This is a genomic window from Kitasatospora sp. GP30 (assembly GCF_029892145.1).
Classification (GTDB): Bacteria; Actinomycetota; Actinomycetes; order Streptomycetales; family Streptomycetaceae; genus Kitasatospora; species Kitasatospora acidiphila.
This window is the reverse complement of the sequence record NZ_JARZAH010000001.1, coordinates 398232-413858: the sequence shown is the minus strand read 5'-3', so window position 1 is coordinate 413858 and position 15627 is coordinate 398232. Positions and strand designations below refer to the sequence as shown.

13 protein-coding genes and 2 pseudogenes are annotated in these 15627 nt (G+C 73.6%); 8 read left to right on the top strand and 7 right to left on the bottom strand.

The window, feature by feature from the left end:
• Window positions 1–7 precede the first annotated feature (7 nt).
• The gene (locus P3T35_RS01910) at window positions 8–1132 is read right to left on the bottom strand and encodes a MerR family transcriptional regulator (protein ID WP_101381070.1); all 1125 of its coding nucleotides are present in this window, start codon (window positions 1130–1132) and stop codon (window positions 8–10) included.
• A gap of 253 nt (window positions 1133–1385) precedes the next feature.
• Entirely contained in the window at window positions 1386–4493 is a 3108-nt protein-coding gene (locus tag P3T35_RS01905) for a DEAD/DEAH box helicase (protein WP_101381068.1), read from the bottom strand.
• A gap of 175 nt (window positions 4494–4668) precedes the next feature.
• Here P3T35_RS01905 and P3T35_RS01900 point away from each other — a divergent pair, with 175 nt between their 5' ends.
• The 3 genes and pseudogenes from P3T35_RS01900 to dmpI form a co-directional block, all read left to right on the top strand.
• Entirely contained in the window at window positions 4669–5304 is a 636-nt protein-coding gene (locus tag P3T35_RS01900; RefSeq protein WP_101381067.1) for a YceI family protein, read from the top strand.
• Window positions 5305–5411: 107 nt separating this feature from the next.
• Complete coding sequence (locus P3T35_RS01895) at window positions 5412–6335, top strand: LysR substrate-binding domain-containing protein (RefSeq protein WP_101381066.1); 924 nt, start codon at window positions 5412–5414, stop codon at window positions 6333–6335.
• A 97-nt stretch (window positions 6336–6432) separates the two neighbouring features.
• A pseudogene (dmpI, locus tag P3T35_RS01890) lies at window positions 6433–6630 on the top strand (4-oxalocrotonate tautomerase DmpI); the annotation flags it as partial.
• 156 nt (window positions 6631–6786) lie between these two features.
• Here dmpI and P3T35_RS01885 read toward each other — a convergent pair.
• Window positions 6787–7755 carry a LysR family transcriptional regulator gene (locus tag P3T35_RS01885; protein WP_101381064.1) on the bottom strand — a complete coding sequence of 323 codons (969 nt, stop codon included), beginning with the start codon at window positions 7753–7755 and terminating at the stop codon, window positions 6787–6789.
• 139 nt (window positions 7756–7894) lie between these two features.
• On the opposite strand from P3T35_RS01885, the gene P3T35_RS01880 reads away from it, so the two are divergent.
• On the top strand, window positions 7895–9118 hold the full coding sequence (locus P3T35_RS01880; protein ID WP_101381063.1) for an MFS transporter: 1224 nt from the start codon (window positions 7895–7897) through the stop codon (window positions 9116–9118).
• Here P3T35_RS01880 and P3T35_RS01875 read toward each other — a convergent pair.
• Window positions 9115–9648 (bottom strand): GNAT family N-acetyltransferase, encoded by a 534-nt coding sequence (locus P3T35_RS01875; protein WP_101381062.1) that lies wholly within the window; start codon window positions 9646–9648, stop codon window positions 9115–9117. The genes P3T35_RS01880 and P3T35_RS01875 overlap by 4 nt on opposite strands.
• A gap of 163 nt (window positions 9649–9811) precedes the next feature.
• Between P3T35_RS01875 and P3T35_RS01870 the strand changes: the two genes are divergently transcribed.
• Together P3T35_RS01870 and P3T35_RS01865 are read left to right on the top strand one after the other, a co-directional pair.
• Window positions 9812–10606, top strand: a complete 795-nt coding sequence (locus P3T35_RS01870) for a TetR family transcriptional regulator (protein WP_280703974.1) — start codon at window positions 9812–9814, stop codon at window positions 10604–10606.
• Window positions 10607–10651: 45 nt separating this feature from the next.
• A complete protein-coding gene (locus P3T35_RS01865; RefSeq protein WP_101381061.1) occupies window positions 10652–11314 on the top strand; it encodes a class I SAM-dependent methyltransferase in 663 nt (220 codons plus the stop codon).
• 82 nt (window positions 11315–11396) lie between these two features.
• Here P3T35_RS01865 and P3T35_RS01860 read toward each other — a convergent pair.
• From P3T35_RS01860 to P3T35_RS01850, 3 genes and pseudogenes are all read right to left on the bottom strand, one after another.
• A pseudogene (locus tag P3T35_RS01860) lies at window positions 11397–12620 on the bottom strand (GNAT family N-acetyltransferase); the annotation flags it as partial.
• A gap of 81 nt (window positions 12621–12701) precedes the next feature.
• A complete protein-coding gene (locus P3T35_RS01855) occupies window positions 12702–13250 on the bottom strand; it encodes a hypothetical protein (RefSeq protein WP_101381060.1) in 549 nt (182 codons plus the stop codon).
• 67 nt (window positions 13251–13317) lie between these two features.
• Entirely contained in the window at window positions 13318–14100 is a 783-nt protein-coding gene (locus P3T35_RS01850; protein ID WP_101381059.1) for an MBL fold metallo-hydrolase, read from the bottom strand.
• 47 nt (window positions 14101–14147) lie between these two features.
• Here P3T35_RS01850 and P3T35_RS01845 point away from each other — a divergent pair, with 47 nt between their 5' ends.
• Together P3T35_RS01845 and P3T35_RS01840 are read left to right on the top strand one after the other, a co-directional pair.
• Window positions 14148–14678: an SMI1/KNR4 family protein gene (locus P3T35_RS01845; protein WP_101381058.1), complete on the top strand. Its 531-nt coding sequence runs from the start codon at window positions 14148–14150 to the stop codon at window positions 14676–14678.
• A 117-nt stretch (window positions 14679–14795) separates the two neighbouring features.
• Complete coding sequence (locus tag P3T35_RS01840; protein ID WP_280703973.1) at window positions 14796–15554, top strand: VOC family protein; 759 nt, start codon at window positions 14796–14798, stop codon at window positions 15552–15554.
• Window positions 15555–15627: the final 73 nt, after the last annotated feature.

The window sequence follows — 15627 nt, the reverse complement described above, 5'->3', positions numbered from 1 at the left end:
CGGGACCTCAGGAGACCCGGACCGGCATCAGGATCGAGAAGCCGCCCGCCTCGCCCGAGGCCGCGCGGATCGCCAGCGGGCCCAGGTCGCCGTCGAGTTCCAGCACCAGCTGGCCGGTCACCCCGGCGGCGAGGGCGTCCAGCAGGTAGTCGCGGTTGACCGCCACCCGCAGCCGCTCCTCGGCCGTGGGCGTCATCACCTCGCCCGCCACCACGCTCAGCGCGCCGGCCCGGTCGACCGCCAGCACGGTCAGCGGCACCGGAGCACCCGGCCGTTCCCCTGCCGGGTGCTCCGGGGTGAACGGCCGGGTCGGGCCGTCCAGCACGGCGCGGCGCAGCTCCGCGCTGCCGATCTCCACCCGGTGGGTCTGCCCCAGCCGGGTCAGCCGGCGGTAGTCGGGGAAGTCCAGGTCGAGCCGCTCCCCCGCGACCGTGTGCCCGTCGGCCTCGGCCCGCAGCTCACCGCCCGCAACCGTGAGCACCAGCTCGCCGGCCCCCTCCTCGGCCAGCGCCCGCATCCGGTCCGCCAGCGCGGCGGGCGCCAGCGCGGAGAACTCGGTGCCCGGCTCGGCCCGGACCGGCGCCCGGCCGATCGCCAGCCGGTAGCGGTCGGTGGCGACCAGGGTCAGCGTCTCGCCGTCCAGGTCGAAGAGGATGCCGCCGAGCATCGGCAGCTCGGGGTCGGCGCTGACGGCGAAGCGGACGGCGGCCAGTGCGGCGGCCAGCTCGGCCCGGCCGACGGTGAGGCGGGCGGTGGTGGTGGCGGCGGTCATCGGTTGCTCCCTCTGGTCGATCAGTTCTCGGACAGCGGAGAGTTCGCGCCGTGCGTCCGCGAGGCCGTCTTCCAACCGCCGCAGATGGGCGTCCAGCACCCGATGGGCGGCGGGGTCGCCGGGCGGCGCCGCGAGCACCACCCGGATCTGCGTCAGCGGCAGGCCCAGCCTGCGCAGCCGCGCCAGCAGTCGGGCGGCGGCCAGCTGATCGGCCGCGTACCAGCGGTAGCCGGTCTGCGGGTCGACCCAGGCGGGGCCGAAGACGTCCGCGCCGTCGTAGAACCGCAGCGAGCTGACGCTCAGTCCGCTCTCCCTGGCCAGCTGGCCGATGCTGCGCATCCCGCGCGTCGCACTCTCCATGTCGAGGACTCTGGGGGCTCGACCGGCTTGAGGGTCAAGCGGTCCGGTCATCCGGTCAGGGCCCGGTAGACCGGCGCCAGCAGCTGCGCGAGGTCGCGGCCACCCACGGTCACCCCGCCGGCGGCCGGCAGCTCGAATGGCGGCGGCTCCGCGCCGGCTTGCTCGGGAGGTTCCCGGCGGAGTGTGAAGTCGCCGCTCCAGAAGTCATCCAGCTCAGTTCTTCCAGTCGGTCCAGTCCTTCCGTCCGGTTCGGTCACTCCGCGATCGCCTCCTCGGTGAGGGTCAGCAGTTCCCGCAGCTCACCCGTGCTCAGTTCGGTCAGCCAGCGCTCGCTCTGCGGCATCACTGACCTCACCAACTCCCGCTTGGAGTCGATAAGTTCATCGATCCGCTGCTCCACGGTGCCCGCGCAGACGAAGCGGCGGACCTGCACCGTGCGATGCTGGCCGATCCGATGGGCGCGGTCGGTGGCCTGCTCCTCGACGGCCGGGTTCCACCAGCGGTCCAGGTGCACCACCTGGCCGGCGGCGGTCAGGTTGAGCCCGGTGCCGCCCGCCTTGAGGGAGAGCAGGAACACCCCTGGCCCGTCGTCCTGTTGGAACCGCTCCACCAACTCCGCTCGACGGCGGGCACCGAGGCGCCCGTGCAGATGGAGCACCTCGGTGCCGAGCCGGTCGGCCAGGTGGGGTTGCAGCAGCGCACCGAACTCGGCGTACTGGGTGAAGACGAGGGTCCGCTCGCCGGCGGCCAGCGACTGGTCGAGCAACTCCTCCAGACGGGCGAGCTTGCCGGACCGGCCGGCCACCGCCGAGCGGTCGTGCAGCAGTTGGGCCGGGTGGTTGCAGACCTGCTTCAGGCGCCCGATCGCCCCGAGCACCGCGCCCTTGCGTTCCACGCCCTTGAGCCCGCGCAGCCGGTGCAGCAGGTCGGCGACCACGGCCTGGTAGAGCCCGGCTTGCTCCGCGGTGAGCGGGCACCACACCGTGCTCTCCTGCTTGGGCGGCAGCTCGGCCAGCACCCCGGGGTCGCCCTTGCGCCGCCGCAGCACGAACGGCGCGGTGCGGCGCCGCAGTTCGGCCGTCCGCTCGGCGCTGCGGTGCTGCTCGATCGGGACGGCGTAGCGCTCGCGGAACGCGGCGGCGGAGCCGAGCAGTCCGGGGTTGGCGAAGTCGAGGATCGCGTGCAGCTCGGACAACCGGTTCTCCACCGGGGTGCCGGTCAGCGCGATCCGGTGCGCGGCGGGGAGCGAACGCAGCGCCCGGGCCTGGGCGGTGGCGCCGTTCTTGACGGTCTGCGCCTCGTCGGCGACCACCCGGCGCCAGCGGATCGCACGCAGCTGCGGGGCGTCGCGTTGCAGCACACCGTAGCTGGTGATCACCAAGTCGGCTTCGGCTACCGCGAGTTGCAGCGCCTCGCCGGTGGAGCGGCCGGCGCCGTGCTGCACATGCACCCGCAGCATCGGCGCGAATCGGGCAACTTCCTTGCGCCAGTTGGCCACCAGGGACATCGGGCAGACCAGCAGCACGGGGTCGGCCTGGCCGGCGTCGTGCTCCAGGGCCAGCAGTGCGAGGGTCTGCACGGTCTTGCCGAGCCCCATGTCGTCGGCGAGCACCGCGCCGAGTCCGAACCGGGTGAGCGAACGCAGCCAGGCGACGCCGCGCTCCTGGTACGGGCGCAGGGTGGCGCCGAACGCTTCGGGCAGTCGCAGCGCGCCGCCGTCAGGTACGTCGCCGCCCTGGTGCAGCAGGTCGCCGAGCACCCCGGTGGCCCGGAGCGCCCCGACCGGCAGGCCGGCCACCAGGGCGCCCGGGTCCAGCGCGAGCCGGAGCAGCGGACCGGCCGGGCCGCTGCCGGTGCCTTCGCGCTCCAGGAACCCGACGGCGGCGGCGATCCGCTCGGGGTCGGCCTCGATCCACTGCCCGCGGATCCGCAGCAGCCCGCGCTTGGCCGCCGCCAGGTCGGCGAGCTCCTTGGCGGTGAGCGGTTCGCCGTCCAGCGCGAGCTGCCACTGGAAGGCGATCAGCGCGTCGTGGTCGAGCCGGGTCGCCCGGTCCACGGCGCTGGGGGTGCCGGGACGCACGGTCAGTGCCAGCCCCAACCGGGGTGGCCGCTGCCACCAGCCGGGCAGCAGCACCCCGAATCCGGCCGCGGCCAGGGCGGGAGCGGCGGAGCGCAGGAAGTCCAGCGCGCCGGCCCGGTCCAGCCGCAGCTCGGTCGGCCGCACCTCGCGCAGGGCCGGGGCGAGGCGCGCACAGCAGCGGGCGGCCCGCTGGAGCGCAGCCAGGTAGGCGGCTTGCGGGTCGGCGGCGTGCCGGGCCAGGGCGGCCTGCGCCGGGCCACCGGCCCACAGCTCGGCGGCGGAGACCAGCAGCGAGGGCTCGTCCACCGCCTGGACCAGCAGGTCGACTCGCCAGTGCTCACCGACCGCCCGCCCCTGCGGGTCGAGCGGATCGGGCCCGAGCGGCTCGACCAGGCGCAGGCACAGCCGCAGCGCGTCCGGCGCGGCGGCGCCGTGCCAGGCGGCCAGCTTGGCGGCGAGACCGTCCAGCTCCGCCGCCGGGCCGTGCAGTGGCCCCGGGCCGTCCGCCACCAGCAGCGCCGCGAACCACCGCTGCGCCAACTCGTCGGCATCAGCGTCCAGTTGCGGGAGCCGCGGCGGTCGCTCGGCGAGCGCGACGCGGACCTCGCGGTCCGTCAGTACGGCCAGCGCCTCGTCCAGCAGCTCGTCCGCCGACCGTTCGCCACGGACCACCGGCGGGCAACCGGCGGCAAGGGCGCGGGCCTCGCGGTGGTCCGCCACCGTCGGCGCCGGTTGCCAGCGGGCGTAGTCGGCACCCCGCACCCGCGCCAGCCCCGGCAGCACCCGCCCGCTGCCCGCCAGCCGCCAGGCCAGGTCGTGGACGCCGGTCAGCCAGCGCAGGGAGGCCCCGTAGGCGATGTCCACCCGGCCCAGCTCGGGCAGCTCGGCACTGGTCAGCGCCCAGTGCGGGTCGAACAGCTCGCCCAGCAGCTGGGCCGCCTGCGCCGGTTCGAAGACCAGCACGGGCACCCGCCAGTCCCGCCGGGAGTCGGCGTGCCTGGCCCCGCCGCCGAGCAGTTCGGGCGAGGGAACCGGCGTGCCGCCCAGGCCCGGCAGGGTGAGCGTGAGCCAGCGTTCGGCCGCCTGCCCGGCCAGCCACTCCAGGCCGGGCCCGATCCCGCCGAGCAGCCGGGTCAGCAGCTCGGCCGAGCCGGCGAACGGGTGGGTGGGAACGGCGCGGCCCGGTGCTGCCTCCCGTGCGCGGCCGAGCGCCCGGGCGTCCTCGGCCCAGAGGGCCACTCCACCGGCGTCGGGCAGCCAGCGGGCGTGCAGGGCGAACATCGGCTGCCGCCACCTCCGCTTCCGCCGTCCGTCGACGCCCCTGCGCCGACTCGATCCCCTCGTGAGCCTAACCAGCGGGTCGGACATTTCTTCGATGTAGTTGAAGCTTGAACCAAAGCGCGCTACCGTTGGACTCAGGAAGTTGAACGCTAAACCAACCTACCCAGGAGTCGTCATGGGCATCTTCAGCCGCAAGTCCGCCACCGCCACCGCCACCGCCCCGGCCGCCACCAGCACCGCCCCCGCCGCCACGCTCGACACGCCCTCCACCGACCTGGCGCACCTGACCGGCGACTACACGGTCGACACCACGCACAGCCGGATCGGCTTCAGCGTGCGGCACGCCATGGTCACCAATGTGCGCGGCGAGTTCGCCGACTACCAGGGCACCCTGCACCTGGACGGCAGCAACCCGGCCGCCTCCACCGCCGAGCTCGCCCTCAAGGTGGAGAGCATCGACACCGGCAACGAGCAGCGCGACGGCCACCTGCGCACCGGCGACTTCTTCGAGGTCGAGAGGCACCCGGAGATCACCTTCCGCAGCACCGCCGCCGAGCAGCTGGACGGCGAGACCTACCGGATGACCGGCGACCTCACCATCAAGGGCATCACCCGCCCGGTCGTGCTCGACCTGGACTACACCGGCAGCGCCACCGACCCGTACGGCATCCAGCGGCTCGGCTTCGAGGGCCGCACCACCGTCGACCGCACCGACTTCGGCCTGACCTACAACGCGGCGCTGGAGACCGGCGGCGTGCTGATCGGCGAGAAGGTCAAGCTCAGCTTCGACATCTCCGCCGTCCGCGCCTGATCCCGCGGCCGTGGCCGACGCCGTCCAACTGCCGCACCACCCCGTGGTCCCCGGATCCGCCGATACGGCAGGATGACCGGGGATCACGGAGCGGGGGAGGATCTGCGGTGGAGCTGCGCCAGCTGCGCTACTTCGTCACGGTGGCCGAGGAGCTGCACTTCGGCCGGGCGGCCGAGCGGCTGCTGATCGGCCAACCCGCCGTCAGCCAGCAGATCCGGCGACTGGAACGGGAGTTGAAGGTCGAGCTGTTCGACCGGACGCCCCGCACCGTCCGCCTGACCACCGCCGGCCAGACCTTCCTGCCCGCCGCCCGCGCGGTGCTCACCGCCGAGGACGCGGCCCGCGCCGTCGCCGCCGATCTCACCACGGGCAGTGCGGGCGTACTGCGGCTCGGCACCATCACCGGCCTCGGCGAACGACTGGACCGGATCCTGGACGCCTTCGAGAGCCAGGCCCCCGGCATGCGGCTGGAACTGCTGGCGCTCCCGGCCCGCGAACGCCTGGCCCAGGTCGCGGACGGCCGACTGGACGCCGCCTTCGTGCGCGGAACCATCCCCGCCCACGCCCCCGAACTGACACACCTGCCGCTCTGGCAGGACCCCTTGGTCGCCGCCATCCCGGCCCGCCACCCCCTCGCCGCGCGCGCCACCCTGGAGTTCGCCGACCTCGCTGAGCTCCCGCTGCGCCTCACCGAGCGGCGCGACAATCCGTCCCTGGTCGACCTGGTGCTGAACAACTGCCACGCCGCCGGCTTCGAACCGATCCCGGGCCCGGCCCCCAGCAGCGCCCTGCAGGACACCCTGGCCGCGATCGGCTCCGGCACCCCGATGTGGACCGTGGTCTACGCGACCAACGCCAAGATCATGCGGATCCCCCGGATCGCCTTCGTCCCGTTCGCCGCCCCCGGACTCGCGCTGCCCACCAGCCTGGCCCTCCGGCCGGGCCCGCTCTCCCCCGAGCTCAAACTGCTGGCCGCCACCTGCCGCGCCGACGCGTCCGCCGGTGCGAGCAGCGGTGATCAGGATTCGTGATCGCTGCCAGAGCGAATCGGGTCTGGGTCGCACCCCCGCTGCTGCGATGAACTGATCTCCGTCAGCAGGTCGCCCGGAACAGCCGGGAGGGCCGCGAACCAAGGAGCAGATCATGCCCATCGTCACCGTGCAGCAGGGCCCCCGCACCGTCGAGCAGAAGCGCGAGCTGCTGGCCCGGATAACCGACGCCTTCGTGGACACCCTGCAGATTCCGGCCGAGACCGTCTCCGTCTGGATCCACGAGGTGCCCACCGACAGCTGGGGCCAGGGCGGCAAGCTGCGCGCGGACGGCTGAACAAGCGCTTGGCCAGGGCGCCGCGAGCAAGCGCTTGCTCACCGAGCCCCAAGCCCCGGGCCCCGAGCAGCAGAGGGCCGACCAGCAGAGCCCCGCGCAGCAGCGTCCTGAGCAAGCGCTTGCCCAGGACGCCACGGGCACCTGGAGCCACCCCGCTCAGGCGCCGGCCAGCAGCACCTCGTCCTCCACGGCCAGCCAGCACCCCGGTGGGCGCGTCAACCAGCCTTCTGCAGCGGCGAGTCGGCCCGCCTGGTCGATCAGCAGCGCCACCCCGTCGGCCGGCGGGCCCGGGCGGCGCACCAGGCTCACCAGGGTCAGCGGCACCGGCTCCACCAGTGGGCGGGTGACCACGCCGGGCAGCTGCGGTCCGCCGGTGGTGGTGAGCATCGGTACGGCGTGCTGGGCCAGGTAGCGCGCGGTCTCGGCGGGGCCGACCGGCGGGGCGAGCGGTGGCGCGGCGGTCAACCCGTGGGCGCCGAGCAGCCGTTCACCGAAGGCCGTCCACTCCGAGGTCGCCGGATTGCCCGCGCAGATGTCCACCGGGTGCCCGACCAGCTCGGCCAGCCGGATCACCGCCCGCCGGGCCAGCGGATGGCCCTCGGGCAGCAGCAGCGCCACCTGCTCCAACCGCACTGGCACGTGCGCCAGTTGCTCGCGCAGCACGGTCGGCAGCCCGTTGAACCAGCCGAACGACACATCCAGCCGTTCGGCCAGCAACTCCCGTGCCCCGGCGGCCAGTCCACCGTGATAGCGGGCCAACAGCTGGAGCCCGGGATCGGCCGCCCGGGCGGCGGCCAGGATCCGGTCCACCGTCAGGTCCTCGCCGGTCACCACGCTGTTGAGGTCGACCAGCACCGGCCCGCCGCCGGGCGGTGCCAGCATCTCGTCCTGCAGGGCGAGGAACCGTCGCGCCTGCGGCAGCAGCCGTTCCCCCGCCGCGGTGAGTGCCACGCTGCGGGTGGTGCGGGCGAACAGCTCCCGGCCGAGCAGCCGTTCCAGGGTCCGGACGTCCCGGCTGAGCGCCTGCTGCGCCACGTGCAGCCGCTGGGCGGCCTGCCCGAAGTGCAGCGTCTCGGCGGTGGCGACGAAGCCGCGCAGCAGGCGGGGGTGCAGGTCGGCGGGCATGCGCGGGAGCGTACAAGGAGCCCCGGGGGATTCACAACGCAACTGCGTCAATGCCGCCGAACAGGTGTTGGACCGGCTCCGGGGGCGGCGGCGAGGCTAAGGGCATCCCACAACGCCTCAACGGACCTGCTGGAGTCCCGTGTTCTCCTCGTACCGCCAGGTGCTGACCCCGACCGGCGCGCTCGCCTTCACGCTCACCGGGCTGGTCGGCCGGCTCGGCTACGCGATGCAGGGCGTCAGCCTGCTGACCGCCATCGCAGTCCGCCGCCACTCCTACGCGCTGGCCGGCACCGTCGCGGCGGCGGCCATGGTCGGCGTGGCCATCGGGCTGCCGCTGCTCGGCCGGCTCGTCGACCGCTACGGGCAGCGCCGGATCGCCCTGCCGGCCGCACTGCTCACCCTCGCACCCCAACTCGCCCTGGTACTGCTGATCCACCGGCAGGCCCCGACCTGGGCACTGGCCGCCACGGCCTTCGCCTCCTCCTTCGGCCCCAACCTGGGCGGCATGGCCCGGGCCCGCTGGGCCCACCTGCACCAGGACGACCCGACCGTCCTGCACCGCGCCAACGCCCTGGAGCAGGCCCTGGACGAACTCTGCTTCATGACCGGGCCGGTGCTCGGCGCGCTGCTCTGCACCTGGCAGCCGGAGGCCGGGCTGCTGGCGATCGCGGTGCTGACCACCGTCGGCGGCGTGCTGTTCGCCGCCGAGCGGCGCACCGAGCCGCCGATCGCACCGGCCACCGCCGGCGACGGGGTGCGCCCCCGCGCCCATGGCGTACCCGTGCTGCTGGCCGTGTTCTTCGGCACCGGGATCCTGTTCGGCTCGCTGGAGATCACCACGCTCGCCTGGACCGGGGCGCACGGCCACAGCTGGGCGGCCGGCCCGCTGCTCGGCCTCCAGGCGGCCGGCTCCTGCGCGGCCGGGCTGGCCTTCGGGATGCTGCCCGCCCGCCGCGGTGCGGTGCGCCGGCTGCTGCTCGGGCTGACCGCGATGGCCGCCCTGCTGCTGCTCCCGCTGGGCGCGGTCGGCCTGGGCGGCGGGGTGGCACTGCTCGCCCCGGCGATGCTGCTGGCCGGCAGCGGAACCGCGCCGACCATGGTGAGCGGCTTCACCCTGCTGCAACGCCTCCTCCCCACGGGCGCGTTGAACGCGGGCATGGCGGTGGCCGTCGCGGCGATCATCACCGGCAGCTCGACCGGCTCGGTGCTCGGCGGCCTGCTGATCCAGCACACCGCCCCGGGCGCGGGCTTCGTCCTCCCGGCCGTCGCCGCGGCCGCCGCCCTGCTGATCGCCCACAGCGCTCGGCACCGCTTGCGGCGGGCGACGGTCCAGCCGACGGACCTGGCTCACGCACCCGGCTAGGGGCGGTCCCAGGTGTACTCGTACTCCGGCAGCTCGCCGCCACCCGGGAACGGCGCCCAGCTCTCCTTGGTGCGACGGCCGCCGGCCCGCTCGTAGAAGGCGATGGCACGGCGGTTGTCGCGCAGCACCTCCAGGTAGAACGGCGCGCCGGGGTGCTGCTCGGCCGTCCAGGCGCGGGCGGCGGTCAGCAGGGCCGCGCCGATGCCGCCGCCGGTCAGCCCGGGACGCACGTGCAGGTTGTCCAGCAGCACCCGCCCGTCGGGCTGCGGCACCAGGTACCCGAACCCCAGCACGCCCGCGCTCCCGGCCTGCTCCGCGATCAGCAGGTGCGGGGTGTTCTCCGCCGGCCCGTAGTCGGCGGTCAGCCGGATCTCCCACAGCTCGCGCCGCTGCTGCGCGAGGTCGGCGCCGAGTGCCTCCGGCGGGACGATCCCGGCGTAGGCGGTGCACCAGCTCTCGGTGTGGAGATCGGCCACCGCGAGGGCGTCGGCGGCGGTTCCGGTGCGGATCGTGACGGTGGAATCGATCATTCGAGGATCCTGACACGGAATCAGCCTTGAACGCATTCAAGATCTCCCACTAGAGTCGGCTCGCTGTTTTGAACGCGTTCGAACCGGGTGTGGAGGGGACACCCGGTTCGCTCGCGCACGCCCGCAGGCCACCCCGGATGCCGTCCCGCTAGGCTCGACGACCGTGGACGAGCAGACTGGCAGCACCCCCAGCACCGGCGACCCCACCCCGGGCCCCGCCCCGGACCCGGCCTCGGCGGCCGAGCTTCCGGGCGGCCGCGCACGCCCCAAGACCGGCAAGAGCGAGCAGACCCGGGCCCTGATCCTGGAGACCGCGATGCGGCTCTTCCAGGAACGCGGCTACGAGAAGACCACCATGCGCGCCATCGCCGCCGAGGCCGGCATCTCGGTCGGCAACGCCTACTACTACTTCGCCGGCAAGGAGTACCTGATCCAGGGCTTCTACGACCGGATGACCCTGGAGCACGCCACCGAGGCCCAGGCGCGGCTGCGCGGCCACACCGACTTCGCCAAGCGGCTGGAGATCGCCCTGCTCTCCTGGATCGACTGCGCCGCGCCGTACCACGAGTTCGCCGCCCAGTTCTTCCGCACCGCCGCCGACCCGAGCAACTCGCTCAGCCCGTTCGCCAACGAGTCACACCGCGCCCGCGCCACCGCCGTCGACCTGTTCCGCGACGTCCTCACCGGCTCCGACCTGCGCACCAAGCTCGACCGCGAACTCACCGAGCTGCTCCCCGACCTGCTCTGGCTGCACCTGATGATCGTGGTCCTCTACTGGGTCTTCGACCGCACCCCCGACACCGAGCGCACCCGCGCCTTCGTCCGCCGCTCCACCCCCATGGCCGCCCGGGTGATACGCCTCTCCCGCTACCGCGTCTTCCGCCCCATCGTCCGGGACGCCAAGGGGCTGATCCAGGACTTCATCCTGCCGACCATGGGGGCCCGCGCGGGGAGCTGAGGCAGCGCGGGGCCGGCCGGGGTCCGAACGTGCTGAGATAGCAGCGTGGCCACTTCCCTCCCGCCCCGCCTGCTCCACGCCCTCGGCCGCCTCAACGCCGCCTACCCCTGGGACCACAACGCGCACCACCACCGCTGGATCATGCGGCAGCTCCCCCGGCGCGTCAGCAGTGCGCTGGATGTCGGGTGCGGCGCCGGGGAGTTGGCACGGCTGCTGGCGGTGCGCAGCGAGATGGTGCACGGGGTCGACAGTGATGCGGACATCGTCGAGCGGGCGCGGGAGTCGACCCGCGCGGGGGCGCCCGTTCGGTACACCGTCGGCGATGCGATGGGCGAACTGCCCGGCGGGCCGCATCAGGTGATCACCTGCGTCGCCGTGCTCCACCATCTGCCGTTCGGCGAGGCACTCACCGCGTTCCGCCAACAGCTCGCGCCGGGCGGCACCTTGGTGGTCGTCGGGCTCGCGCGGGCGGCGAGCCCGGTCGACCATCTCCTCGGCCTGGCGGCGATTCCGCTGAACCCGGTGATCGGCTGGCTCAAGAACCGTGGCCGCCGGGCCACTTCGCGGCCCGTGGCGATGACCGCCCGCACGCGCCCCGCCACCATGACCTTCCCCGAGATCCGCCGGGAGGCACGCCGCCTCCTTCCCGGCGTCCGCCTGCGGCGTCGGCTGTTCTGGCGCTACACCATGGTCTGGCAGCGGAGTTGAGAGCCGGCAAAGGAATTGAGGCGCCTGGCAACGGAGTCGGGGGCTCAGAAGTGTCCGGGTTGTACGCCTTCAGCGGCGTCCCGAGCAGCCGGTCCGCGGCGAAGGCCGCGCCCGGGCGCAGTTCGGTCAGCCGCGCGGCCGCGGCGAAGCGGGTGGCGGACTCGGCTCCCGGGTAGAGGCTGCCGAGGACGGCCGCATCGATGGCCAAGTCCGGCTCCTCGCTGGTCGGTTCGGCCGTGCCCGCGCCCGTCGCGTCCGCCTGGAGGAGCCAGCGGCCGGACGCGTAGCCCTGCCGGTCGGTGACGTCGAGCACCACGCGGCCCGGCCCCGCGTAGGTACGCGCACCGAACGCGGCCGGCACGTCGAGCACCCGCAGCCAGGTGTGGTCCCACTGCTCGGGGTGCGGCCTGGCGGCCCGGGGGTTGTTGAGGAGCAGCGGCAGCGGGTCGTCGGGGGCGAGCGAGGCGATGGACACGCCGCGGACCCAGTCCATCGAGCAGGCGTAGCGCCAGAGGGCCACGGCCGTCACGGTGTCCAGGGCGAGGAAGTCGTGGACCGTCAGGACGCAGTCGGGGTTGGGCCCGTCCCACTGGTCGGTGACCGAGTAGACCAGCAGTCCGGTGACGGTGCCGCCGGCGTCCCGGTGGACCACCGCGAACGGTTCCTTCCGCTCCGGGCCGGGCATCTCGATGGTGCGGGTGGCCTCCCGCCAGAACGCTTCGTCGCGGCCGATCGCACCGGGCCTGCTGCGGCGCCAGCGCTCGTGCAGCTCCGGGCCGTACTCGGCGAGTTCGGCCATGCTCACCAGGTCGAGGCGGCCGGCGGACTCGGGCAGGTCGGCGCGCAGGCCCTCCGCGTGGTGCAGGTTGACCACCAGGCCGTCCGCACGGGTGGCGGGACCGAAGCCGTACCTGCCGTAGATGCCGTACTCCGCCGCGACCAGGATGGCCACCGACTCACCGCGTTCGCGGGCTCCGGCCAGTTCCCGGGCCATCATCCGGTTGAGCAGGCCGCGCCGGCGGTGGGTCTGACGGACCGTGACGCCCGAGATGGCGGAGACGGGCAGCAGCGCGCCGCCGGGCACGGTGAGCTCGTTGGGGAAGCTGCGCAGGGTGCCGACGATCTTGTCCCGTTCGAAGGCGCCCAGGGTGCGCCCCGGGTAGTTGCGCAGCCGGCGGAACTCCAATGCCTCCGGCATCCCGGCGCGCTGGAATCCCCTGCTCACCGCGTCGCCCCAGGCCCCGAGCTCGCCCTCGGTGATGCTGCGGATCTCGATGCCGTCGGTCGGCGCCACCTCTTCGCTCATCCGCCCACCGTAGGCCGAGGCGACAAACCGGGCATCCGAATTACGGGGCACCCGAACTACCGGGCACCCGAGGGCGAGGGGTCAGTCGCGCTCCTCGCCTTCCTCGCCGCCCCCGCCCTCCTCGCCGCCCCCGCCCTCCTCGTCGCCGAGCGCGTCGACGATCTCCAGGAGGATCTCCGCCTCGGTGTAGGCACCGCGGCCGGTCAGGCGGTCGATCAGGGTGGCGCCGAAGTCGCCGAGTTCCACGATCAGGTCGTAGAACTCGTCCTGACTGCTGTCCCAGCACTGGCCCAGCACATCGGGCGGAGTGGGCCCCTCCTCGGCGAAGAAGCTGCGGAGGAGCATCATCAGCCACTTCTCGTCCGCACTGCCCTGGTCCAGCGCGTCGATGAAGGCCAGCGCCCGGACACCGCGGTGGATCGCGCCCAGCTCCAGCACCGTGGCACCCGCGATCGCCATGCCCGCCGCCAGGAACATGGTGTTGTCAACGGCACCGGTGCCCATGTCCTTCTCCATGGTGGCGGTGACGATCTGGCAGCCCGGGTGGTCCCGCCGGGTCGCCGCGGTGCGCGAGGCCGGGTCCGCGCAGGCCTTCAGCAGCGGGAAGACCTGGTTCTCAAGTCGTGCCATGGGAGCATCGTGCCCGGCAGCCGGCCGCGCTGTCAGGCGAATCCGATAACCGACCGCGATCGTGCCACTACAGGGACGGGTCTGCGAGGTCGAAGACCGCACCGGGGTCGGCGTGGGCGACGGGGCCGTCGAAGCGCGTCGCGGCGCGGGCGACGGCCTGCCGCGGCGTCAGGGACCGGCCGACATGCGTGACGATCAGCCGGCCGGCCCGGGCGGCGCGCGCCGTCCCGCCCGCGTCCTCGGAGGTGTGGTGCACGTAGTCGCCGTCGACCGGCGGCTGCGCGAGGTCGGCCTCGCAGAGCAGTGCGTCGCACCCGTCGGCCAACTCGGTCAGGGCGGCGCAGGGCGCGGTGTCCCCGGAGTAGACGAGCGTGCGGCCGCCGGACTCGACGCGCAGCGCGAACGCGGGGATGCCGTGCGCCACCGCCCGGCTGGTCAGGGCGAGTTGGCCGATGGTCACGCGATGGCCGTCGGTCAACTCGGTGACGGCGAAGGCCGATTCGATCGGACTGCGCGCCGGGGTGTTGCTGAGGAAGCCGGCCAGCCGGTCCGCGATGCCCGGTGGACCGTAGAGCGGGATCGGCGCGGCGAGGCGGATGTCCGCGTAGAGCGCGCCGTAGTAGGCGGTGAGCAGGTCCGCGCTGTGGTCGGCGTGCAGGTGCGAGATCCAGATGGCGTCCAACTCGTCCAGCCGGACGTGGCGTTGCAGCGGCCCCAGGGTTCCGCTGCCCGCGTCCACCCACACCCGGGTGCCCCCGCCGGACACCAGGTAGCCGGAGCACGGATTGTCCGCGCTCGGATACGGCGTCGCACTGCCCAGGACCGTCAGCCGGAGCGGCTCGTTGCTCATCGCGCAAGCCTAACGGGGGTGACGGTGCCGGCCGCTAGCGTGTGCGCATGACGCTGACCGATGACCGCGACTTCCCCGCCGCGCTCGCTGCCGTGCTGGCCGTCCCGTTCGAGGACGACGAGGACAGCTGGGTGGATTTCGAGCCCTACCCGGCCTTCGAGGCCGCCGAGGACACCGCCTGGTGGTTCCGGCTCTGGACGGGGAACAAGGAGGTGGACGGCAGCCAGTTCCGCGTCTTCGGTATGAACGGCGCCGGCGGGTACGCGGCGTTCTGGCTGGTCCGCCCGGGCCGGCCGGTCACCGAGCAGCCCGTGGTGTTCCTTGGTTCGGAGGGCGAAACCGGCGTGGTGGCACGGGACTTGGGCGACCTGCTGTGGCTGCTGGCCGGCGGTTACGGCCCTGCGGAGGCAGCCTGCCCGGACCCGTCCGGCGACTGGACCCCGCGTACCAACCCCGAGATCACCGCCATCGCCGAGCGGTTCGCGCCGGACCGGCGCCGTTCGCCCGAGGCCGTGATCGAAGCGGCCGCCCAGGAGTTCCCCGACTTCGAGGACACCATCTTCGAGCTCTGCCGCTGAACCCGTGTGCCACGGGGGAGCACCGGATGGACCGCCGTCCGGTGGCGCCCGTGCCGGGGGCGGGTTTGGATGAGAAGCCCGCCCCCGAAAACGACGTCGAGAGGGACTGCGTTGAAGGTGACCGAAATCCTCCCCGGCTCGCCCTGCTGGGTGCAGCTGAGCACATCCGATCTGGCGGAATCCCAGCGGTTCTACGGCCAGCTGTTCGGCTGGACCGCCACCGCCCAGGACCCCCAGTACGGCGGCTACACGATCTTCTCCCTGGACGGCGCCCCCGCCGCGGCCGTCGCCCCGCTGATGAACCCGCAGCAGCCGGTGCAGTGGCTGCTCGCCTTCGCGACCCCCAGCGCCGATGAGGTCTCCGACGCCGCCAAGGCGGCCGGCGCCCAGCTCTGGATGGGCCCGATGGACGTCGGCCCGCTGGGCCGCTGGGCCCTGCTCAGCGACCCGACCGGCGCGCCGTTCACGCTGTGGCAGGCCGGGCAGTTCGCCGGCTTCGGTGTGGCGGACGAGCCGAACGCCTTCGGCTGGATCGACCTCGCCACCCGGAACCGGGACGCCGCGGTGGCCTTCTACAAGAGCGTGTTCGGCTGGGAGGTCACGCCGAGCGAGCAGTACCCGATGGTGGGCCTGGCCGGAAAGATGTTCGGCGGCGTCATGGAGATGGGCACCATGTTCCCGCCGGAGGTCCCCTCGCACTGGACTCCGTTCTTCATGGTCCGCGACGTGGACGCCGCCGCCGGTAGCGCCTCGAAGCTCGGCGCCGAGATCATGCACGGCCCGGTGGACGTGGAGATGGAGAACGGCCCCAGGATCGCGGTCATCCGCGACCCGCAGGGTGCCACCTTCGGCGTCTTCGCCCCGCGCAACGGCTGAGCCGCACCGCATCCGTCGGGGTCGCGCCGGACGCACGGCGCGGCTCCGACGGCTGTCGGGCGGGAGTAGCCGC